This is a genomic window from Sporosarcina pasteurii (genome assembly GCF_041295575.1).
Taxonomy (GTDB): domain Bacteria; phylum Bacillota; class Bacilli; order Bacillales_A; family Planococcaceae; genus Sporosarcina; species Sporosarcina pasteurii.
The window spans coordinates 1,838,310-1,859,576 of record NZ_CP160452.1 but is presented as its reverse complement, the minus strand read 5'-3'; the positions used below and the strand labels follow the sequence as shown (position 1 = coordinate 1,859,576).

22 protein-coding genes are annotated in these 21,267 nt (G+C 39.9%); all 22 read left to right on the top strand.

Annotation, left to right across the window (positions count from 1 at the left end; translation table 11 throughout):
* Positions 1–90 precede the first annotated feature (90 nt).
* The 22 genes from aroC (at position 91) to panD (ending at position 20,599) form a co-directional block, all read left to right on the top strand.
* A complete protein-coding gene (gene aroC, locus AB1H92_RS08655) occupies positions 91–1,272 on the top strand; it encodes a chorismate synthase (protein ID WP_115364065.1) in 1,182 nt (393 codons plus the stop codon).
* Between the two features lies 1 nt (position 1,273).
* The gene (aroB, locus tag AB1H92_RS08650) at positions 1,274–2,374 is read left to right on the top strand and encodes a 3-dehydroquinate synthase (protein ID WP_115360670.1); all 1,101 of its coding nucleotides are present in this window, start codon (positions 1,274–1,276) and stop codon (positions 2,372–2,374) included.
* Positions 2,371–2,736 (top strand): chorismate mutase, encoded by a 366-nt coding sequence (gene aroH / locus AB1H92_RS08645; RefSeq protein WP_243835759.1) that lies wholly within the window; start codon positions 2,371–2,373, stop codon positions 2,734–2,736. Before aroB ends, aroH begins: the two co-directional genes overlap by 4 nt.
* Positions 2,737–2,759: 23 nt before the next feature.
* The gene (gene hisC / locus AB1H92_RS08640) at positions 2,760–3,860 is read left to right on the top strand and encodes a histidinol-phosphate transaminase (protein ID WP_115360672.1); all 1,101 of its coding nucleotides are present in this window, start codon (positions 2,760–2,762) and stop codon (positions 3,858–3,860) included.
* The gene (locus AB1H92_RS08635; RefSeq protein WP_115360673.1) at positions 3,857–4,954 is read left to right on the top strand and encodes a prephenate dehydrogenase; all 1,098 of its coding nucleotides are present in this window, start codon (positions 3,857–3,859) and stop codon (positions 4,952–4,954) included. Before hisC ends, AB1H92_RS08635 begins: the two co-directional genes overlap by 4 nt.
* A 50-nt stretch (positions 4,955–5,004) precedes the next feature.
* Positions 5,005–6,303, top strand: a complete 1,299-nt coding sequence (gene aroA / locus AB1H92_RS08630; protein ID WP_115360674.1) for a 3-phosphoshikimate 1-carboxyvinyltransferase — start codon at positions 5,005–5,007, stop codon at positions 6,301–6,303.
* 53 nt (positions 6,304–6,356) lie between these two features.
* Positions 6,357–7,613 carry a lipopolysaccharide assembly protein LapB gene (locus AB1H92_RS08625; RefSeq protein ID WP_115360675.1) on the top strand — a complete coding sequence of 419 codons (1,257 nt, stop codon included), beginning with the start codon at positions 6,357–6,359 and terminating at the stop codon, positions 7,611–7,613.
* A gap of 10 nt (positions 7,614–7,623) precedes the next feature.
* Positions 7,624–8,178, top strand: a complete 555-nt coding sequence (locus AB1H92_RS08620) for a ReoY family proteolytic degradation factor (RefSeq protein ID WP_115360676.1) — start codon at positions 7,624–7,626, stop codon at positions 8,176–8,178.
* 1,271 nt (positions 8,179–9,449) lie between these two features.
* Complete coding sequence (locus AB1H92_RS08615; protein WP_115360678.1) at positions 9,450–9,896, top strand: DUF2487 family protein; 447 nt, start codon at positions 9,450–9,452, stop codon at positions 9,894–9,896.
* A 185-nt stretch (positions 9,897–10,081) separates the two neighbouring features.
* On the top strand, positions 10,082–10,588 hold the full coding sequence (locus tag AB1H92_RS08610; RefSeq protein WP_115360679.1) for a ubiquinol-cytochrome c reductase iron-sulfur subunit: 507 nt from the start codon (positions 10,082–10,084) through the stop codon (positions 10,586–10,588).
* Between the two features lie 23 nt (positions 10,589–10,611).
* Positions 10,612–11,286 (top strand): menaquinol-cytochrome c reductase cytochrome b subunit, encoded by a 675-nt coding sequence (gene qcrB / locus AB1H92_RS08605; RefSeq protein WP_075528198.1) that lies wholly within the window; start codon positions 10,612–10,614, stop codon positions 11,284–11,286.
* A 44-nt stretch (positions 11,287–11,330) separates the two neighbouring features.
* Positions 11,331–12,098 carry a menaquinol-cytochrome c reductase cytochrome b/c subunit gene (locus tag AB1H92_RS08600; RefSeq protein ID WP_115360680.1) on the top strand — a complete coding sequence of 256 codons (768 nt, stop codon included), beginning with the start codon at positions 11,331–11,333 and terminating at the stop codon, positions 12,096–12,098.
* Positions 12,099–12,243: 145 nt separating this feature from the next.
* Positions 12,244–12,840 carry a DUF1405 domain-containing protein gene (locus tag AB1H92_RS08595; RefSeq protein WP_115360681.1) on the top strand — a complete coding sequence of 199 codons (597 nt, stop codon included), beginning with the start codon at positions 12,244–12,246 and terminating at the stop codon, positions 12,838–12,840.
* Positions 12,841–12,909: 69 nt separating this feature from the next.
* Positions 12,910–13,575: a zinc metallopeptidase gene (locus AB1H92_RS08590; protein ID WP_115360682.1), complete on the top strand. Its 666-nt coding sequence runs from the start codon at positions 12,910–12,912 to the stop codon at positions 13,573–13,575.
* A gap of 225 nt (positions 13,576–13,800) precedes the next feature.
* Positions 13,801–14,139 (top strand): nucleotide pyrophosphohydrolase, encoded by a 339-nt coding sequence (locus AB1H92_RS08585; RefSeq protein WP_115360683.1) that lies wholly within the window; start codon positions 13,801–13,803, stop codon positions 14,137–14,139.
* Entirely contained in the window at positions 14,136–14,936 is an 801-nt protein-coding gene (dapB, locus tag AB1H92_RS08580; RefSeq protein WP_115360684.1) for a 4-hydroxy-tetrahydrodipicolinate reductase, read from the top strand. Before AB1H92_RS08585 ends, dapB begins: the two co-directional genes overlap by 4 nt.
* 32 nt (positions 14,937–14,968) lie before the next feature.
* Positions 14,969–16,105: an N-acetyl-alpha-D-glucosaminyl L-malate synthase BshA gene (bshA, locus tag AB1H92_RS08575; protein WP_115360685.1), complete on the top strand. Its 1,137-nt coding sequence runs from the start codon at positions 14,969–14,971 to the stop codon at positions 16,103–16,105.
* Entirely contained in the window at positions 16,102–17,292 is a 1,191-nt protein-coding gene (locus AB1H92_RS08570; RefSeq protein WP_115360686.1) for a CCA tRNA nucleotidyltransferase, read from the top strand. The genes bshA and AB1H92_RS08570 overlap by 4 nt, the downstream gene beginning before the upstream one ends.
* On the top strand, positions 17,270–18,253 hold the full coding sequence (locus tag AB1H92_RS08565; protein ID WP_115360687.1) for a biotin--[acetyl-CoA-carboxylase] ligase: 984 nt from the start codon (positions 17,270–17,272) through the stop codon (positions 18,251–18,253). Before AB1H92_RS08570 ends, AB1H92_RS08565 begins: the two co-directional genes overlap by 23 nt.
* A 262-nt stretch (positions 18,254–18,515) precedes the next feature.
* Positions 18,516–19,358: a 3-methyl-2-oxobutanoate hydroxymethyltransferase gene (gene panB / locus AB1H92_RS08560; protein WP_115360688.1), complete on the top strand. Its 843-nt coding sequence runs from the start codon at positions 18,516–18,518 to the stop codon at positions 19,356–19,358.
* Positions 19,359–19,364: 6 nt separating this feature from the next.
* On the top strand, positions 19,365–20,231 hold the full coding sequence (gene panC / locus AB1H92_RS08555; RefSeq protein WP_115360689.1) for a pantoate--beta-alanine ligase: 867 nt from the start codon (positions 19,365–19,367) through the stop codon (positions 20,229–20,231).
* Complete coding sequence (gene panD / locus AB1H92_RS08550) at positions 20,219–20,599, top strand: aspartate 1-decarboxylase (protein ID WP_115360690.1); 381 nt, start codon at positions 20,219–20,221, stop codon at positions 20,597–20,599. Before panC ends, panD begins: the two co-directional genes overlap by 13 nt.
* The last annotated feature ends 668 nt before the right edge of the window (positions 20,600–21,267 follow it).

Sequence of the window (21,267 nt, the reverse complement as noted above, 5' to 3'; positions counted from 1 at the left end):
TAAAAAAGCGCAGTGCGTTGCCTAAATTGAGATAGGCATAAAACGAGCAAATCACGGACGCGCGATATACAAGAAAGTGAGGGAATGGGAATGAGATTTTTTACAGCAGGAGAATCACACGGACCTCAATTAACAGCTATTATTGAAGGTTTACCTGCCCAAATGGACTTAACGGTAGACATGATTAATAAAGAACTGACAAGAAGACAAGGTGGACACGGACGAGGTCGACGCATGCAAATCGAAACAGATGAAGTCGTCATTTCTTCAGGTGTTCGCCATGGGAAAACACTCGGGTCTCCAGTCACATTAACAGTTGTAAACGACGACTGGAAACATTGGACAAAAATAATGGGGATTGAACCATTAGGTGAAGATGTGGATCCGGCAACTATTAAACGTCAAATCTCACGTCCGCGTCCAGGACATGCTGATCTTGTAGGCGGTATGAAATATGGGCATCGTGATTTACGTAATGTGCTAGAACGTTCATCGGCTCGTGAAACAACGATGCGAGTTGCAATAGGGGCCGTTGCGAAAAAGTTTTTAGAAGAAATTGGGATTACAACAGTGGCGCATGTTCATGATATTGGTGGTGTCAAAATCGATTCATCTACTTATGAAAACTTAAGCATGGAAGAGTTACGAACAGTGATTGGACAAGACCCAGTTTACTGTGCAGATCCAGAGGCATCTAAGAAGATGGTCCAAGCGATAGATGATGCAAAAGAAAGAGGCGATACCATCGGCGGTGTTGTAGAAGTCATCATCGAAGGCTGCCCGCCTGGGATTGGCAGTTATGTACAATTCGACCGAAAACTTGACGCAAAGTTAGCGAGTGCAATGATGAGTATTAACGCATTCAAAGGGGTGGAAATTGGGCTTGGGTTTGAAATGGCCCAATTACCTGGAAGCGAAGTGCACGATGAGATTGCATGGGATGAAGAAAGAGGCTACTACCGAAAAACGAATCGCCTTGGTGGCTTAGAAGGTGGTATGTCCACGGGAATGCCAATCAAAGTAAAAGGTGTCATGAAACCAATTCCGACTCTGTATAAACCGCTTGAAAGTGTTGACATAGACACGAAAGAGCCATTTGTTGCAACGATTGAGCGTTCAGATCCTTGTGCAGTTCCAGCGGCATCGGTTGTAGCTGAACACGTAATTGCAACAGCGCTCGCACAAGCGATTATGGAGGAGTTTCGAGCCGATACGATAGATGGCATTCAAAAGGAAGTTGAAGCGTACAGAGCGTATGTAAAGGAGTTTTAACATGGGGAAATTGACAGTTGAAACGACAAATCATCGATATGATGTACTAATTGGACCTACTACGTATGCACTTTTTTCTACTGTTTATAAAGACTTACTCACAAGTGCTGATCGAATTGCGATTATTGCAGATGAAAAAGTAGCCGCGATTCATTTACCGTTACTTGAAGAGTCTTTAGCGATTGTGAAAGACAAATTAGTCGTAAAAACAATTCCAGCTGGTGAAGCATGTAAATCAATTGCCACTTATGCTGACTGTCAATCTTTTTTATTACAACAAGGTTTTACCCGCCAGTCGCTAATTATTGCATACGGCGGGGGGGCTTGTGGAGATTTAGCTGGGTATGTCGCGGCAACATTTATGAGGGGAATTCGTTACATCCATTGCCCGACAACGATCCTTGCCCATGACAGTGCAGTAGGGGGGAAAACTGCAATTAATATGCCTGAAGGGAAAAATATGGTAGGTGCATTTCATCAACCATCTGCTGTGTTATTTCAAACAGGATTATTCTCCTCCTTACCGTCTCAGGAAGTCAGGTCAGGTCTTGCTGAATTACTAAAGCATGCTTTTATTTCTAATGAAGAGTGGACGATGCAATTACTCGCAAATAAATCATTTACGAATCCATCTGAAAAATGGTTAACGGAAGAGTTATTAAAAGGCATTCAAGTGAAAGCAAAGATCGTTGCAGAAGATGAATTTGAGCAGTCTACCCGGAAATTTCTCAATTTTGGGCATACATTCGGTCATGCTGTTGAAGCGGCCTGTGGATTTGGTAAATTGAGCCACGGAGAATCTGTCATGATTGGAATGATTTACAGCTTACAGTTGAGTGAAATGATGGGGCTTACGGCAAAAACGTTAACAGAACAGTTAATTCAATTCGCAAATGAACATGAATATCCACTTCATTCAATTCATGATTTCTCTTTTGACGAATTTATGAACTATATGCAAAAGGATAAAAAAATGTCCCATGGAAAGTTAAATTTCGTTTTACTTAAGGGGATTGGACAACCATTTGTAACAGAAGTAACAAGGGAACAATGTTTACGAGCGTTTCAGGAGCTAACGACAAGGACGGAGGGAATGTCTTGACAGTGAGGGGTTTACGCGGGGCAACGACGATTAAAAGTGATGATGAACAAGATGTTTTACAAGCGACAGAGGCACTTGTTCAAGAAATGGCGCAGGCGAACAATGTATTGCCAGAAGATATTGTTTCTGTATTAATTTCGACAACGGCAGATATTCAGTCAGCTTTTCCAGCAAAAGCTGTACGTTCCATTGAAGGGTGGAAATATGTGCCTGTGATGTGTACACATGAGATGAATGTACCGGGAGGAATGCCGTTATGTATACGTGTTTTACTACATGCAAATTGTACAATCCCGCAAAAAAACATCATTCATATATATCAAAATGAGGCAGTGAAATTAAGACCCGATTTACAAAAATAAACAAACAATTGGAGGAGATCGTTATGCGTTGGAGAAAAGTATTGAAAGAAATGTCCCCTTATACACCTGGCAAATCAATTGAAGAAGTTAAAGCGATGTATGGCTTGGAAGATATTATCAAATTGGCGTCTAACGAAAATCCTTATGGCGCATCTGATGTCGTCAATGAACAATTATCTCCGCAAGCGGTTGATCTAGAAATTTATCCAGATGGGTATGCAGGAAAACTGCGTACGACAATCGCTTCTGAATTGGAGATTAATGAAAATCAATTACTATTTGGTAGTGGTTCTGATGAAATTATTGTCATTATCGCACGAGCACTTTTAGGAGAGGGCACGAATACAATTGTTGCAACGCCAACATTTCCTCAGTATAAACATCATGCGCTAATTGAAGGGGCAGAAGTCAAAGAAATTCCTTTAATCGATGGCGAACATGATTTAGATGGCTTTCTGGAAGCAATCGATCATAATACGTCTGTCATTTGGTTATGTAGTCCGAATAACCCAACCGGAAACTTAATTAAGCAAGATCAGTTAACAGCTTTTCTGGAGCAAGTACCGGAACGCATCCTTGTCGTGCTTGACGAAGCGTATTATGAATATGTTGTAGATGAACACTACATAGATACTGTAGAACTCATTCATAAATATAAAAATGTACTCATTTTACGAACGTTTTCAAAAGCATATGGATTAGCTGCTTTACGCGTTGGTTATGCAATTGGCGATCAATCCTTAATTACGCCTTTAAATACAACACGCAGTCCATTCAACGTGACAAGTTTAAGCTTGGCGCTAGCAGAAAAAGCATTTGCTGATAAAGCCTTTATTGAAAAATGTAGAACGTTAAATAGAGCGCAAATGGAACGCTTCTACGCATACGCGGAACAACATGGACTTCATATATTCGACTCTCAAGCCAATTTCGTTTTACTCCAAGTTCCCGTGAGTGCAACAGTAGCAACCGAAGAGCTATTAAAACAAGGATATATTGTAAGAAGCGGAGATGCGCTTGGAACACCTGGATATATACGAGTGACGGTCGGGACTGCCGAGCAAAATGATGGTTTTTTCAAAGCTTTTGATACTTTATTAGAAGGTGCGGGAAGTTTAAAATGAAGATAAACGTTTCGATAATTGGACTCGGCTTAATTGGCGGTTCGTTAGGACTGGCATTAAAAAGAAATCGAAATGTACATGTAACGGGCTTCGATAATTCGTATGGTACGATGCAAGAAGCATACCGCCGAGGGATTATAGATACGATTGCCGCGTCCATTCATAAAGTGAGTGAGGAAGCAGACGTCATCATCTTTGCGACGCCAGTGAATACGACAGTGCGTTTGCTACAAGAAGTACCGGCATGGAAGTTAAAAGATCATGTCATTATTTCTGATACAGGGAGCACAAAAGGCCCGATCATGAACGCAGCTACTACACTCCAAGAACATGGCATTACTTTTATAGGCGGCCATCCTATGACCGGTTCCCATAAAAGTGGTGTTTCTGCAGCACGAGAGTATCTTTTTGAAAATGCCTATTATATATTAACACCCTCTGAACAAGTTAAAAAAGAACAGATTCAAAAACTACAAGAATTGCTCGTCCCTACAAAAGGAAAAGTCGTCGTGATGAATGCAGAAGAACATGACCGAATGACGGCAATCGTAAGCCATTTTCCACATCTAATCGCATCATCCCTTGTAGGAAGACTGTCTGAACAACAAGAAAGTCAACCTTTTGTAAGAGAATTAGCCGCAGGAGGATTTAGAGACTTAACGAGAATCGCTTCAGCTGATCCGGTTATGTGGCGAGATATTACAATTCAAAATAAAGACGAGTTACTAAAGCAGTTGGATGGTTGGACAGATGAAATGGCGCGAATTCGAAAGATGCTCCTAGAAAATGATCCTGAACAAATCCAGAACTTTTTTAGTGAAGCTAAAAATTATCGAGATGAATTACCAATCTCTAAAGGTGCGCTCTTTACAACGTATGACTTGCATGTGGATATCCCGGACCATCCTGGGATTATATCCGAAATTACAAAAATCCTCGCAGACGAGCAGATTAGTATTACCAATATACGTATCGTCGAAACAAGAACTGATGTATTCGGCATTTTAGTCATCAGCTTTCAAACAATTGCTGACCGGAACAAAGCCCAACTCGCATTATCTGAGGAAACCGACTACAGCTCACATATTGTGTAGCTGTTTTTCAGCAACAATCCGTATTAGTTTTCATATTAGGAGTGATCATGATGAAGCATTTACAAACGATTCATTTTAAAAACAATACAGTACAAGGCGAGTTGAAGGTCCCTGGCGATAAATCGATTTCTCACCGAGCTGTTATGCTTGGTTCGATTGCCGAAGGAAAAACGACAATTACCGGTTTTCTTAATGGAGAAGATTGTTTACGGACAATAGAGAATTTTAAACAATTAGGTGTAAACATTGACAATAAGGGAAACACTGTAGAAATTCATAGTCCTGGGGTTCAGAACTGGACAACTCCTTCTGAAGAATTATATGCAGGTAATTCAGGGACAACTGCACGGCTTATGCTAGGTATTCTTGCGAGTTCTAACGTAGAAGCTGTAATTAGTGGTGATGAATCATTGTCAAGTCGACCAATGGACCGTGTCACCAATCCATTAAGAGAAATGGGCGCATCTATCCACTCTGAATCTGGTACAGATTTACTGCCATTAAAAATCACTGGAACATCTTTAAAGGCGATTGATTACGAAAACCCAGTGGCGAGCGCACAAGTGAAATCTGCAATTCTTTTTGCGGGATTACAAGCAGAAGGTACGACTTCTGTGCAAGAGGAAACAGTGTCGCGGGACCATACTGAACAGATGCTACGTTATTTTGGTGCAGATGTTCGCGTATCAAATGGAACGGCAAGCATACGAAAGGGACCAAAGCTTCAAGGGCAAACCGTTCACGTACCTGGAGATATATCTTCAGCGGCCTTTTTTATAGTGGCAGCCGGCATGACACCCGGAAGCTCATTAACCCTCACAAATGTCGGCTTAAATCCAACGAGAACAGGAATTATTGATGTAGTAAAAGCAATGGGTGTTGGGGTGACTATTTCAAATGAATCGAATGAAAACGGTGAACCAGTTGGTACGCTGGTAATTCATCATCAACCTTTACAAGGTATAGAAATTGGCGGTGACCTAATTCCACGTTTAATCGACGAGTTACCAATCATTGCTTTATTAGCGACACAAGCAGAAGGTACGACAATTATTAAAGACGCGGCTGAATTGCGCGTGAAGGAAACAGACAGAATTGCCGCTGTTACGAATGAATTGACGAAAATTGGTGCGAATATTGAAGCGACTCCTGATGGAATGATTATTCATGGACCAACACCGTTAAAAGGTGGTACGATGGATTCTTATGGAGATCATAGGCTCGGAATGATGGCAGGTATTGCATCGTTAATCGCATCGGAACCGATTACGATTCAAAATCCTGCATGTATAGATATTTCTTATCCATCATTTTTTGAAGACCTGGAAAGCGTTGCGCAAAAAAGCTAGAATCGAATGCGTGACGATTTAAATGTATACATTGGGAAAGAACAGGTGAAAATATGGAACAGTTACAAGAAATCGAAAGAATTATTCAAGAAGGTGATATGGAAGCGTTAGAAGCCTATTTGAATCAACTAAAGGCAACGACGGATCTTGATTTGATATATGAAGTTGCAAGTATATTAGCGGCATATGGGTTTATGAAAGAGGCGAATGATCTATATGAAACTTTACTCGTTCATTTACCAGACGAAGCACAATTAAAGATCGACCGTGCCAATACGCTCATTGAACTAGGCGAAGAAGACGAAGCATTATTGTTATTGAATGACATTAAAAAAGATGATGACGAATATGTTCAAGCTTTATTGGTCCTTGCTGATTATTACCAGTTGATTGGACTTGCAGAAACTGCAATCGATAAAATTAAAGAAGCGCATGAACTACTGCCAGAAGAACCGATTATTAAATTTGCATACGCCGAATTATTATTAGAATCAGGAAGATATGCTGAAGCGGCTCGCTATTATTTAGAAATTAAAGAACAAGTCAATGAAATCGGTGATGTAAGTATCACTTCAAGATTGGCTGAAACGTATAGTGCTGGTGGAGCTTATGAGGAAGCGATTCCTTATTATGAAGAGATGTTACAAGATACATCTCCACCTGATATCCTATTTGGAGCCGCTTTTGCCTATTATCAAGTGGGTAATCCAAAAAGAGCAATTCCACTACTCGATGAATTAATTGGCCAAGACCCTGATTATTATTCTGCTTATATGTTAGCGGGGCAGGCGCAAATCTTAGCAGGTGAGGACCAGAAAGCATATGATTTATTCAAAGCAGGTATAGTAAGAGACGAATTTGATAAAGAGTTGCAATTGTCTGCTGGGAAATGTGCATTAAAACTTGGCTATACTGTAGAAGCGGAGTCGTATTTAAAAGAAGCACTCGTGTTAGATCCGGAATATATCGAAGCGCTTGTAACGCTCGCTTCGTTATACCATACAACCGAACGTGATGAAGAATTAATAGAACTATTAACAGATGCTAACGAATATATTGAAGATATCCCTACTTTACATGCTTTCTTAGCATATGCTTATGAAAGAACAGAATTATATGACAATGCATATGAGTCGTTTAAGAAGGCATATAGTGGAATGAAAGAAGAACACGAATTTCTTGCTTCCTATGCCAGCTTTCTTGTTGAGGAAGGCAGACGTAGTGAAGCGATCAAAGTAGCGGACCAACTCGTAAAACTTTTCCCAGATGACCCAAATTGGAGAGCTTTTCTCGAATCGCAAAATGATTAGGAGGTATAACATGAAGGCTATGGTACCTGTCGACGCTAAGAAAGATTTTGTTAAATGGTTCCTTAAGCGTTATAAGTTAAAGCGACGCGAATGTGTGTGGATTTTGAATTATTTGCTTAGTCACGAGAAACTTTTAGAGAATGTGCACTTTACAGATGAAGCTCATTATTGCCCGCGAGCAATGGTGATATCTACGACAAAATCAGAAAGCATACCGTTTCGCTTCTACAAAGGAAATTTAATGACAGCCGATGCCGAAAAATCATTTCATGACTTGCGACTTTACGAAAATGAAAAAATGTATATCCAGCTTAATTTCCCAAATAATCATGCCTGTCCGCATTATGCAAGTGTTCGTGAGGAAAACCCTTTTTTACCTGCCTATTTGCAAGTAAGCGAAACGGATAAAAGAATCGCCCAACAGTTAGTGGAAGAAAGTATCGAAAATATGACAAGGGAAACGCTTAGAAAAGGAATTGACGAAGCACTCGATACCAACGATAAAGAGCGGTTTCTCGTACTATCAGCGATGTTGAATGATACGACAATGAACAAAAGGCAATAACTCCATCATACAGATGGAGTTATTGTTTTTTTATGGTCTGATTATAAATGATGGTATGAGTAAAATGTTTGTGGAGGATAAATAAAAATCCATAACACAATTAATTTCCGTTCCAATCGGACGCTTATCCAGCCTCAGGAGGCACCTGCGTGGCAAAAATCGCCACTCCGTTAATTCGTCTTATGCTTGTCGCATCTAATCGCCTCCTTCCGCATTTATTATTTCCGCGGGCACGGCTTCAATCTCCTCGTCGCTGCGCTCCTGCGGGGCAAAACTTTCTGTATAATTTTTGTAAAGACCACAAAAATTATACAAACCGAACACTTCGCCGTTCGGCTAGCTCGCGCTGTTCCCGCTGGAAGAGCCGTCACGAAGAACGGCTTTTGCGACCAAAAAGCGCAGCGTTTGAGAGCACTCGCCGATTTCCACTCCGATTAATTGGTATGCACATGGAATAATTTAGATTTAAAAACATGAAAAATAGGGCCCTCTTTTTGTATAGTGAGGTTTGCACACAAACACTACAGGAGAGAACCGACATGATTAAATATAACAAGAAATTACCAACATCGGAATGGATTGGAACAGATTAATTTAGAGCGCTTCAACTAACTTATTCGGATGCTTTCACCCAGCTCTAAACAGAGCTAAATCAAGTTTTAGCCTAACCGTGACAAATACCTTGAAAACCGAGTAGAAAGTAAAACACCCAAATATTACAGAGAAAAAATTAAAACTAGTGCTGGAGAGGCGATTAGAAAAAACATTTCTTACTTACACCAAGCAACTGGAAATCCTGTTTATTGAGCTTTAAAAGAATTACAGGTATTTTCAGATAGCAAAGTTATGTAAGTTATTTGCGTTTATAAAAACTTATGTAAAAGGAAACTCTGTTGATTGGAGTGCAGAGCGAAAGCCGTTACGTAGAACGGCTTTTTGCGAGTAAAAGCGAAGCGTTATGAGCATGGGTATACAAGAGGATGCCTTAATTTCTGCAAAAACCGCAGAAATACGGCAAATCGCAATCTACGTTTTGCGATTGGCTCACCGCACGCCCCTCGGAACGCGTCCGCTCGGAACGGAAATCAACATGGTTTATTTGGCGTTTTTAAAAATGGAATACTTAGATCCGAGAAGAGAAAATCTCTTCTTTAAAATAGTACCCACAAAAGCTTGACTCAATCTAAATATTGTTCCGCATAGCTAAGTATCGTTTCGTTTGATAAGATTAATATGACAATGCAATTGAATTACTTAGGAGGGAATTGCTAATGAATTGGAATAGTCAAGACATGGATACATATTTTCAACAAAAAGATTATATTGACACGTTACTTGTACCTTTATTGAAGTTGGAAACGGTACCAGAAGCTTTGAAAGGGAGTTCATCTGCAACGGAGTTCTTAATGCATCTATCGAACTTTATCGAAACGCAATTTAGGGGGCGGATGATGGTGTTACCACCATTTACATACACGCAATCTACTAATCTACAAGAAATGGGAAACGTGCTAAGTAAAGATTTACAGCTGATGGACTTTAAGCATATTTTTTATTTGACGACGGACAGAGCTTGGACAGATGTCGATATAGAAGGAGAGATGATTTGGTTACCTTCCATTCCGTTAGAGAGTATGGATCAGCAATTAAGAAAAACGGTCATTGAAGATCAACTCCGGCAAGTCTTACCTTTATTAACAAATAAGTGGACGGAATAATTAAGAAATTCAACCATTAGGTTAATGTGATGAAAGTTCATCGTTTGTTCACAAACTATGAGTATGATGGCGAGTTAGATTGAATTTCCTTTATAATTAGGATATTATAGAAGTGTCCTAGTATTTACATTTTGCAAAAAAGTATGTCCGTTGGACTGACCTTTTAAGTAAGAGGAGGGGAAATCATGAGTAAGAATCGAGTGTCAAGGCGTCAATTCCTTAGCTACACAATCATGGGCGTAGGCGGTTTTATGGCTTCAGGCACGATTATGCCGATGCTACGTTTTGCAGTTGATCCTGTTTTGCAAAAATCAGGAGAAGGAGATTTTACTGCAACACCTCAAAGAGTTGACGAGCTAACGGAAACACCGGTCCGAGTTGACTACACAATTGTGGACCGTCAGGATGGGTGGTATAAATCGGATGAATCTTATTCAGCGTGGGTGTATAAAAGCGGCGATAGAATAGTAGCGCTTTCACCAGTCTGTAAACACCTTGGTTGTACGGTAAACTGGGGTGGGGATAAAAATCATCCTGACCAATTCTTTTGCCCTTGCCACGCAGGACGCTATGAGAAAAATGGTAAACATGTACCAGGAACACCACCAATTGGACCACTTGATGAGTATTTGGTGATGGAAAAAGACGGCTATCTTTATTTAGGTGGAACAAGACCGAACACATTAGTTTAAAAATGTTAGGGGGTACGACCGAAGTGCTAAATAAAATTTATGATTGGGTTGACGAACGGTTGGATATCACCCCAATTTGGCGTGATATCGCTGACCATGAAGTACCTGAGCACGTAAACCCTGCACATCATTTTTCCGCATTTATCTATTGTTTTGGAGGGCTAACATTTTTTGTAACCGTTATCCAAATCTTATCTGGTATGTTCCTAACGATGTACTACACGCCAGATATTGAAAATGCTTGGAAATCCGTTTACTATCTTCAAAACGAAGTAGCATTCGGTGAAATTGTGCGTGGAATGCACCACTGGGGAGCTTCACTTGTTATCGTTATGATGTTCCTACATACTTTACGTGTATTTTTTACAGGTTCTTACAAGAAGCCTCGTGAGCTAAACTGGATTGTTGGGGTACTTATTTTCGTAACGATGCTTGGCTTAGGCTTTACAGGTTATTTATTACCATGGGATATGAAAGCATTGTTCGCTACGAAAGTAGGAATTGAGATTGCAGCATCTGTTCCATTTATTGGAGAACAGATTAAGATTCTTCTTGCAGGTGATTCTGAGATTCTTGGTGCACAAACATTAACACGCTTCTTTGCGATACATGTTTTCTTCCTACCTGCCGCATTGCTTGGGTTGCTTGGGGCACACTTTGTCTTTATTCGTAGACAAGGAATTTCTGGACCACTATAAGATATGTACTTACGTCCATTGAATTTTAAAAAGGAGGGGACATTATGGAACGCGGAAAAGGGATGAAATTTGTCGGTGATTCACGTGTTAAGGCAAACAATAAAATGCCTAACGTCCCGAAAGATTATTCGGAATACCCTGGGAAAACAGAAGCTTTCTATCCAAACTTCTTATTGAAAGAATGGTTGGTTGGTGCTGTTTTCTTAATTGGATATTTGGTATTAACTCTTGCGCATCCAGCACCGCTTGAGCGACAAGCGGATCCTACTGATACGATGTATACACCAGTTCCGGATTGGTATTTTCTATCCATGTATCAGCTATTAAAATACTCATTTGCTTCTGGACCTTGGAATATTGTCGGGGCAATCATTATGCCTGGACTCGCAATTGGTGCATTGATGCTCGTTCCATTTATGGATACAAGTAAAGAACGTCGCCCAATTAAGAGACCGCTTCCAACGGCATTCATGTTGCTTTCAGTAGCTGCTCTTGTTTATCTAACTTGGGAATCTGTTGCGAATCATGACTGGGAAGCACAGAAAATTCAAGGTGCAATCGTAGAAGAAGTTGAGTTTGATATGGAATCAGAAGGATATCAGATTTACGCTGAATCTTCATGTATTAGCTGTCACGGGAACTCTTTTGAAGGTGGTTTAGGACCTGCACTCGCTGGAACTGGACTTACAGCTGATGAAATTGAAGATATCGCAATCAATGGTACTGAATCAGGCGGAATGCCAGGTGGCACGTTTGAAGGTACTGATGAGGAGCTAAGAGTTTTATCTGAATATCTAGCAGAACTAGAATAAGAATAAAAGAAAAGAGTCAGGAAACTGACTCTTTTTTATATTTATATGTCTAGTTTAAGTGCTTTTTGGTAAAATTTATATATAAAGTAATTATTTAAGGTTCATGGTGATGAACTTAGATTAAATGGACTAGGAGGGTTGCCAAATGAATTCATTGATCATGAGAGTTTGGCTCATACTATCGCATAAATCTTTTCTTTGGATATTATTATTTGTAAATATCCTAGGAACTGTTTATGGATATGACTGGTATAAATGGCAACTAATCATTACTGAACCGAAATTTTGGTTATTCGTTCCCGATAGCCCGACCGCTAGTTTGTTTTTCTGTTTTGCGATTATCGGTTGGCTTATGAATCGAAACTTTAAGTTGATGGAAGCGTTGGCGTTAATTACGTTGGTGAAATATGGTTTATGGGCAGTGGTAATGAATATTTTAACGCTACTTGAGACCGGTTCAATTGGTTGGGTTGGTTGGATGCTGGTCATTTCACACTTTGCAATGGCAGTTCAAGCTGTGCTCTATATTCCTTTTTATCAATTTTCGATAGGACATATTATCCTAGCGGCTGTCTGGACATTACATAACGATGTCATCGATTATGTGTTTGGTCAAATGCCGATTTACGGAGAATTGATGAAATACATACATCAAATTGGTTATTTCACTTTTTGGCTATCACTATTTTGTGTTATGATTGCATATTTAGTTTGGAAAAAAGTCATAATAAAGCCTTCATAATTGTAAAAAGTTGCGAAACACCCTCTTGCAATATAAAATAGGGAAAGACAGAAAGAAGGGGGATTAAAGATGTATTGGCTATATTTAGGGTTAATTATTCTACTACCATTGTATGCCCAATTTAAAGTTAAAGGTACGTATAAAAAATATTCGAAAGTCCGTTCTACGTCTGGTATGACGGGGGCAGAAGTTGCCCGACTTATCTTGGATCAAAACGATTTACATGGTGTCAAAGTAGTAGAGTCGGATGGTTTTTTAAGTGACCATTACAATCCTTTGACGAAAACAGTTGCGCTATCACCGCATAATTATCGTGAAGCGTCCGTTGCGGGAACAGCTGTAGCAGCTCACGAAGTAGGACATGCAATTCAAGACAAAGAAGCGTATGCATTTTTACGTTTCCGCCACAGCCTTGTACCAGCAGCAAATTTAACATCTAATGCTTCTTGGGTATTCATTATGATTGGTTTGTTTTTCTCAAACACGTTCCTAGGAATTGGTATTTTATTACTAGCTGTCGGGGTTTTATTTCAACTTGTCACATTACCTGTAGAGTTTAACGCATCGAGTCGAGCAATGGATCAAGTTGTCTCACTTGGCGTTATTCAGAACGAAGAAGAGTCCCATGCGAAAAAAGTATTAAACGCTGCAGCGATGACTTATGTAGCAGCAGCAGCTGTCGCAGTACTAGAACTCGTTCGACTCCTGTTAATTTTCTTTAATAGAGAGGAATAAGGGTAAAAAAATAAGAGTAGAAGAAAATGTATCAATCATTTTCTTCTACTTTTTGTTTTATCATAGCGGCACCGTCAATTATGAACGATGTGTTTTTCATGTGACATCTTCTAATATAAGGAGTCGCTCTTTTGACAATTAACAATATTCTTACTGTCATCCATTTTTATATCTTTGACAACCGACATAGAAATTAATACGATTAGAAGGAAGGAGTTGGGTTTGGTGGAAACAGAACGCACATTATCAGAATTGCAAAAAGAAGTTGATTTGTACATAAATAGTTTTAAAGAAGGATATTTTCCTCCGATGGAACTGCTTGCAAGACTGACTGAGGAATTAGGCGAATTATCCCGCGAAGTCCAACACGTCTACGGGATGAAAAAGAAAAAAGAAGAAGAAGCGATACGTTCACTTGAAGAAGAAACGGGCGATTTATTATTTGTTCTCGTTTGTTTTGCAAACAGGGAAGGAATCAGTTTGGAAAATGCGCTCACGAATGTACTACAGAAATACAAAGTGCGTGATGCCGATCGTTGGACAAAAAAGGAGGAAGAAAAATGACGCTAAAAATTGTACTTGCAGGTGCTCGCGGCCGGATGGGAAGTGCCGCAATTGAAGCCATTCAAAAAATAGAAGATATGGAAATTGTAGCCGCATTGGATTATAAAAACGATGGATTATTTTTACATGAAGATAAAGTGCATGACACTGAGATTGGAATTCCAATTTTTACTTCGTTCGATCGTTTAGTGAAGGAAACACAACCTGACGTTTTACTCGACTTAACAACTCCTGACGTTGTTTATGAGAATATGTATAACGCGATAAAAAATGGGATTCGACCAGTAGTGGGTACATCTGGTTTAAGTTTTGAAGAGATTGAAAAGTTAACGGAATTTGCAAACGAACAGGGAATTGGTGGCATTATTGCGCCAAACTTTTCAATTGGTGCTGTTTTAATGATGAAATTCTCAGCAATGGCTGCACGCTATCTCGAAGATATTGAAATTATTGAATCACATCATAATCAAAAAGTAGATGCTCCGTCTGGAACAGCAATGAAAACTGCTGAAATGATTATGAATGTGAGGGAATCACATATTCAAGGTCATGAAGACGAGAAAGAACATCTAGCAGGTGCAAGAGGCGCAGACATAGAAGGTATGAAAATACATAGTATTCGATTACCTGGTCTCCTTGCACATCAGGAAGTATTGTTAGGTGCTGATGGAGAATTATTAACATTGCGCCATGATTCATTTAATAGAAGTTGTTTTATGCCAGGTATTTTGATGGCAATACGGAATGTGTTAGAACGAAAAGATCTTGTTTATGGACTTGAGAATATACTCGACTAACAATAGTAAGAATACTTATTAAGAGGGTGGTTATGTTGGAAAAATTGAAAATAGGTGTCATCTGCTACCCTTCATTAGGTGGGTCGGGTGTAGTTGCAACAGAATTAGGGTTAATGATGGCCAAAAGAGGTCATGAGTTACATTATATATCGTCGAGCGTACCTTTTCGTTTATTAGGGCGTCATGAAAATGTTCATTTTCATGAAGTGACACTTGAAGGGTATGCTGTTTTTAAATATCCTCCTTATGATATTGCGCTTGCAAATCGGATTGCGCAAGTGATTGAGTCTGAGCAGCTTGACTTGCTTCATGTACATTATGCAATGCCACATGCTGTAGCCGCAGCGCTTGGGAAAGATATGGCTGAATCAGATATCGGTGTGATCACAACCCTTCATGGGACAGACGTGACTGTATTAGGTCATGATGAAGGACTTCGTAATACAGTCCAGTACGGCATCAATAAATCTACTATTGTCACTGCCGTGTCCAACTCGTTAAAGCAAGACACAATTGAATTGATTAACCCGGATAAAGAAATTCGTACCATCTATAATTTTATCGATGAGGAAACGTATCGTCCAATTGAACCAGGAACGTTAAAAAAGGAACTAGGCATACAAGAAGATGAAAAGGTGCTCATCCATATTTCTAACTTTAGAAAAGTGAAAAATATACCAGATGTTGTAAAAAGCTTTCAACTTATTTTACAAAAAGTCAATGCGAAACTTCTTCTCATTGGAGAAGGTCCTGAAATGGATTCAATTAGAGCATTAGTAAGCGAACTTAATTTAGAAAATCATGTACTGTTTACAGGAAAAAGAAATGATATGGCAGAATTGCTAGCGATTAGTGATATGATGTTTCATTTATCGGAAAAAGAAGCTTTTGGCCTTGTGCTACTTGAAGCACTTGCTTGTGGCGTTCCCTCGGTTGCAACTAATATTGATGGGATCCCTGAAGTGATTACGGATGGCGTCAATGGTTTTCTTGTTAATCTTGGTGACATTTCAGAGGCGGCCAATAAAGCGGTCCAATTGTTACAAGATGAAGACTTGAGGCAACGTTTTATTGAAAATGGCTTCCAAACGGTGGAGGAGAAATTTGGTTCAGCTAAAATTTTGGAGCAATATGAACAGCTATACTATGAGGTGGCAGGAAAAGTATGATTCAGTCATTTGGGACACCGGCAAGTTATCTTGTACTCGAAAAGCTTGAACAACACGAGCATGAAGCTGTATTTGTAGGGGGAGCGGTGCGCGATTATATACTCGGAAAACGAGCAACAGATATCGACATTGCGACCTCAGCAGAACCGAATGAAGTAAAGAAGATTTTTTCAAATACGGTAGATGTAGGCATTGCACATGGGACTGTTTTAGTAGTGCTGGATCAAGAACCAATTGAAGTAACAACTTTTCGAACAGAAGGGACCTATTCTGACGCTAGGCGGCCCGATGAAGTTCAATTCGTAAAATCATTACGTGAAGATCTGCTGCGTAGGGATTTTACATTTAATGCACTGGCCATGACGAAAGACGGTAAATTAATTGATCTATTTGGCGGCCAAGAAGACTTGAAACATAAAATCATTCGTGCAGTTGGTGTGCCAGAAGAGCGATTCCATGAAGATGCACTACGTATGATGAGGGCGCTACGTTTTGCTGCTGTATTAGATTTCAACCTTGAATCTGCTACATTCGAGGCAATTTGTAACCAAGCAGAACGACTAGAAAATGTTTCTGTAGAACGAATAAAAATGGAGATGGACAAGTTGTTTTTAGGATCCAATCCCATGGCTGCATTTCAGTTGTTTAAAGAAACCGGACTTCATAAGGCGGTCCCATTATATCCAGAAAAAATGCTCGGGGTAGAATCTGCACTTCCGTTCGCTTCAGTTAAAGAAGGATGGGCATTTTTCCTCGTTGCTGGAGGGTATTCAGCTTCAGCACTAAGCCAAGCTTATAAATTATCCAATGAAGAGAAAAGATTTATTGCTGAGGTAGAGACCGCATACGCTATTCGAAAAGAGCGTCCATTTACGGTAGATGAGCTTTATATATATGACGTACCTGTATTGGAAGCTGCTGAAAAGTTTTACCGTGCCAGAGCTATGGATAGAAGTTTCGCATCTTTTCCGCAGTTTAAAGAAGAGAAAAATAAGCTCCCCATTCAGTCGCCAAGAGATTTACAAGTGAATGGGAAAGATTTATTGAAATGGGCGGATGTGAAAGGTGGCCGTTGGACTGGAGAATGGATGAAAAGAATTGAAGCTGCAGTCTTGCACGGTCGATGTGAAAATGATCCGAATAAAATAAGGGAATGGTTTATGAATGACTTCAACAGCAAAAAGTGAGTTGTTAAAAAGATTATTTGACGCAGACGGAGAACCAGTTTCTGGACAGAATCTTGCCGATGAATTCGGCGTTTCCCGTACTGCGATATGGAAATATGTGAAAGAGTTAGAACAAGAAGGATACGAAATTGGAACTGTCCGTAAAAAAGGATATTATCTCATTTCAACGCCTGACAGGGTAAATGAAGCAAATATAAAGAAGTATTTAACAACCGAAGCGTTTGGGCGAACGATTCGTTATTTTGAATCTTGTGATTCCACGCAGTTTATTGCGCATGAGTTAGCACAGGAAGGCGCACAGGATGGGACAGTTGTCGTTGCTGAAGAGCAGCTAACCGGAAAAGGAAGAATGGCGCGGCCTTGGGATTCAAAAGCTTATAAAGGCATTTGGATGAGTGTCATTACAAGACCACATTTAACCCCACAACAAGCTCCGCAAATGACTTTAGTAGCAGCTGTAGCGATTACAAGAGCGATTGAGGAAGTAACAGGCTTAACAGCGCAGATTAAATGGCCAAATGATTTGCTAATCAATCAAAAGAAAATAACGGGCATTTTAACGGAATTGCAAGCAGACCCAGATTTAATAAAGTCTATTATTCTAGGCATTGGCATTAATGTGAATCAAAGCATCGAGGAATTTCCAGATGAATTAACATCCATTGCTACTTCCTTGAAAATAGAACTTGGACAATCTGTCAATCGGGCAAAGCTCATTGCAACTACGTTAAAGTATTTAGAAGAATATACAAAACTATATGAAGCACATGGATTTAGTCCAATTAAGTTACTATGGGAAAGTTATTCAAATACAATAGGACGCAGAATACGTGCAACGATGGTGAATCAAACCGTTGAAGGGCTAGCAATTGGAATTACAGAGGAAGGTATGCTCGAATTAAAGCTAGATGATGGAACCATTTATGGGGTTTATTCTGGGGATATTGAATTCAGGAAATAATGTGTATACTTTTTGAGTAGGATTTGCTATAGTGAACTTGTAGGGCAGTATCATATTCGAACTGCACCAACAGAAAAATTGATAATTAAATAGTTCGTTCAAACATGATCTGCCTTGATCTTAAAATAAGACAGGGACGGAGGAAACCATTTTAAAGTGATGACGCAATCCTTCTGTCCATTTTTAGACAGAAGGTTTTTTATATGTCTAGCTTCAGGCGCCTAGCGCTTTTCTCATGGTTTTTTCCCGGAGAGGAGAAAATATGAAAACAACAGCAAATTTTTTAAACATGAAAAAAGACGGTGAAAAAATCGTTATGCTAACGGCTTACGATTACCCAACAGCTAAATTCGCAGAAGATTCTGGGGTTGATGTAATTTTAGTCGGCGATTCATTAGGAATGGTTGTACTTGGCTATGACTCAACAGTTCCGGTAACGATGAATGATATGATTCATCACGGTAAAGCTGTAAGGAGAGGGGCAAAAGACACATTCATCGTCGTCGATATGCCATTTGGTTCTTATCACGGTTCTTATGACAGAACATTGCAAGACGCAGTGCGAATTTTTCAAGAAACCGGTGCGAATGCATTAAAGTTAGAAGGTTCAGGAGAAGTGATCCACGTAATTGGCATGTTAACAGATACTGGGATTCCTGTCGTGGCACACTTAGGATTATTGCCGCAACATGCAGGTGTACTCGGCGGTTATAAAGTCCAAGGTAAAACAGCTGAGGCCGCGGAACAATTAATTAGCGATGCGCTGGCAGCAGAACAAGCGGGTGCTTGTATGGTTGTTGTTGAGTGTGTTCCGTATCAGTTGGCACAAAAAGTATCTGAAGCGCTGACGATACCAGTGATTGGCATTGGCGCAGGCGCGGAAACAGATGGTCAAGTACTTGTATTCCATGACACAGTTCAATTTGGAAATCACCATATCCCTAAATTTGTAAAGAAGTTTGCCGATGCGGGCAGAACGATACACGATGGGTTAACTGCTTACGTAGAAGAGGTAAAGAACGGTTCATTCCCAGCGGAAGAACATCGTTTTACAATGAAGGAAGAAGAACTAACGACCTTGTATGGCAGCGGAAAAGGTGAATAAATTAATATGAAAATCGTTAATTCTATTGAACAATTACGAAAGCTTTTAAATCGACAAGTGCGACAACGTCAAACAGTTGGGTTTGTGCCAACGATGGGCTTTTTACATGAGGGCCATTTAGCACTTGTTAAAAAAGCTAGGGAAGAGAACGAGATTGTAGTGATGAGTATTTTTGTTAATCCAACGCAATTCGGTCCTGGTGAAGATTATGCCACTTATCCGAGAAATGAACAACGAGATGCCGCATTAGCCGCAGAAGCTGGTGTTGATATTGTTTTTATGCCAGATAAAGACGAGATGTATCCAAGGGTAGGAGATATTCAAATTTTCCCAGGCAAACAAGCAGAAGTACTTTGCGGTGCATCAAGATCCGGTCATTTTGATGGCGTTTTGAAAGTCATATTGAAATTATTTAATATTGTCGACCCGGACCGTTCTTATTTCGGAATGAAAGATGCCCAGCAATTGGCAATCATAGAAACATTTGTCGAAGACTTTAATTTTAGGACGACAATTGAACGTGTGCCAACTGTGAGGGAAAAGGATGGCTTAGCAAAGAGTTCCAGAAATGTTCGACTCTCACCTAAAGAACGTTCGGAGGCACCTGTACTGTACGAAGCGTTGCAGCTTGGAAAAAAGCAATTAGAGCAAGGAAAAGAAGCAAGTGTCGTCGAACATGAAGTGGCACAGTTGATTGAAAATAAAACTTCAGGGGCTATCGACTATGTAGCATTGCTCGCTTATCCATCGCTCCAACCATTGACTGCCGATTCAGAAGAAGCCATCTTAGCTTGTGCAGTGAATTTTGAGAAAGCTAGATTAATAGATAACGTAATCGTGAAATTAAAGGATGAATTGCCATGTTCAGAATGATGATGAATAGTAAATTACACCGGGCAACGGTTACGGAAGCAGACTTGAATTATGTCGGCAGTATTACAATTGATGCTGATCTACTTGAAGCGGCAAATATGTATCCGAACGAAAAAGTACATGTCGTCAATAATCATAACGGTGCACGTTTTGAAACGTATATTATTGCAGGTGAACGGGGAAGCGGAGTCATTTGTGTGAACGGGGCAGCAGCTAGACTCGTTCAAAAAGGAGACATTGTGATTATTCTGTCCTACGTTTATGTGATGGAACAAGAGGCGGAAAGTCACGAACCGACTGTGTTGATTTTAGATGAGCAAAACCAAATTCAACAAATGATAAAAGAAGCCCCTAGTATGCGTATCTAGCATTTCAATCCCACCCGTATGAGATGTAACTCATCTTTTACGGGTTTTCTTGTTTTGAAATGATTAGTATGAGTAAAAGGATTATTGGTGATAAGCTATAGAACAATTAATCTCCGTTCCAATCGGACGCTTTCCGCGGGCACGGCTTCAATCTCCTCGTCGCTACGCTCCTGCGGGGCTTTCAGCTCGCGCTGTTCCCGCTGGAGTCGCCGATTTCCACTACGATTAATAGGAATGCACATTGAATAATTTGGATTTGAAGGCATGAATAAAGGGCTCTCTTCTTTCACGGTGAAGTTTGCACACGAACACTAAAGGAGAGAACCGACATGATGAAAAGTAATACGAAATTACTAACATTGATAGAGATTAAAACAGATTTATTTAGAAAGCTGAAAGTGCTCAAGTTTATTAGGTCAACATTTACAATTTTAAGTCGCTAAAGGATTAAGTCCGCTAGTTCAAGAGAAGGCAATGGAGCTAGCGGTAGAAGGACAATCTGCTCGAACAGCTTCTAGGGATATTGAGTTAGCGAAGATCAACGAAGTTATTTATAAACACAGTCTATGAAAGTTATATGCGTTTAAAAATTTATATATTAGGTATCTCTGTTGATTGGAGTGCAGAGCGGCGACTCGGGTGGGAGTAGCGAAAGCTGTAACGAAGAA

Excerpts from the sequence above, each read along its gene's own strand:
- aroC (WP_115364065.1), top strand. The coding sequence starts at position 91 with ATGAGATTTTTTACAGCAGGAGAATCACACGGACCTCAATTAACAGCT.
- aroB (WP_115360670.1), top strand. The coding sequence starts at position 1,274 with ATGGGGAAATTGACAGTTGAAACGACAAATCATCGATATGATGTACTA.
- hisC (WP_115360672.1), top strand. The coding sequence starts at position 2,760 with ATGCGTTGGAGAAAAGTATTGAAAGAAATGTCCCCTTATACACCTGGC.
- AB1H92_RS08635 (WP_115360673.1), top strand. The coding sequence starts at position 3,857 with ATGAAGATAAACGTTTCGATAATTGGACTCGGCTTAATTGGCGGTTCG.
- aroA (WP_115360674.1), top strand. The coding sequence starts at position 5,005 with ATGAAGCATTTACAAACGATTCATTTTAAAAACAATACAGTACAAGGC.
- AB1H92_RS08625 (WP_115360675.1), top strand. The coding sequence starts at position 6,357 with ATGGAACAGTTACAAGAAATCGAAAGAATTATTCAAGAAGGTGATATG.
- AB1H92_RS08620 (WP_115360676.1), top strand. The coding sequence starts at position 7,624 with ATGAAGGCTATGGTACCTGTCGACGCTAAGAAAGATTTTGTTAAATGG.
- AB1H92_RS08615 (WP_115360678.1), top strand. The coding sequence starts at position 9,450 with ATGAATTGGAATAGTCAAGACATGGATACATATTTTCAACAAAAAGAT.
- AB1H92_RS08610 (WP_115360679.1), top strand. The coding sequence starts at position 10,082 with ATGAGTAAGAATCGAGTGTCAAGGCGTCAATTCCTTAGCTACACAATC.
- AB1H92_RS08600 (WP_115360680.1), top strand. The coding sequence starts at position 11,331 with ATGGAACGCGGAAAAGGGATGAAATTTGTCGGTGATTCACGTGTTAAG.
- AB1H92_RS08595 (WP_115360681.1), top strand. The coding sequence starts at position 12,244 with ATGAATTCATTGATCATGAGAGTTTGGCTCATACTATCGCATAAATCT.
- AB1H92_RS08590 (WP_115360682.1), top strand. The coding sequence starts at position 12,910 with ATGTATTGGCTATATTTAGGGTTAATTATTCTACTACCATTGTATGCC.
- dapB (WP_115360684.1), top strand. The coding sequence starts at position 14,136 with ATGACGCTAAAAATTGTACTTGCAGGTGCTCGCGGCCGGATGGGAAGT.
- bshA (WP_115360685.1), top strand. The coding sequence starts at position 14,969 with ATGTTGGAAAAATTGAAAATAGGTGTCATCTGCTACCCTTCATTAGGT.
- AB1H92_RS08570 (WP_115360686.1), top strand. The coding sequence starts at position 16,102 with ATGATTCAGTCATTTGGGACACCGGCAAGTTATCTTGTACTCGAAAAG.
- AB1H92_RS08565 (WP_115360687.1), top strand. The coding sequence starts at position 17,270 with ATGACTTCAACAGCAAAAAGTGAGTTGTTAAAAAGATTATTTGACGCA.
- panB (WP_115360688.1), top strand. The coding sequence starts at position 18,516 with ATGAAAACAACAGCAAATTTTTTAAACATGAAAAAAGACGGTGAAAAA.
- panC (WP_115360689.1), top strand. The coding sequence starts at position 19,365 with ATGAAAATCGTTAATTCTATTGAACAATTACGAAAGCTTTTAAATCGA.
- panD (WP_115360690.1), top strand. The coding sequence starts at position 20,219 with ATGTTCAGAATGATGATGAATAGTAAATTACACCGGGCAACGGTTACG.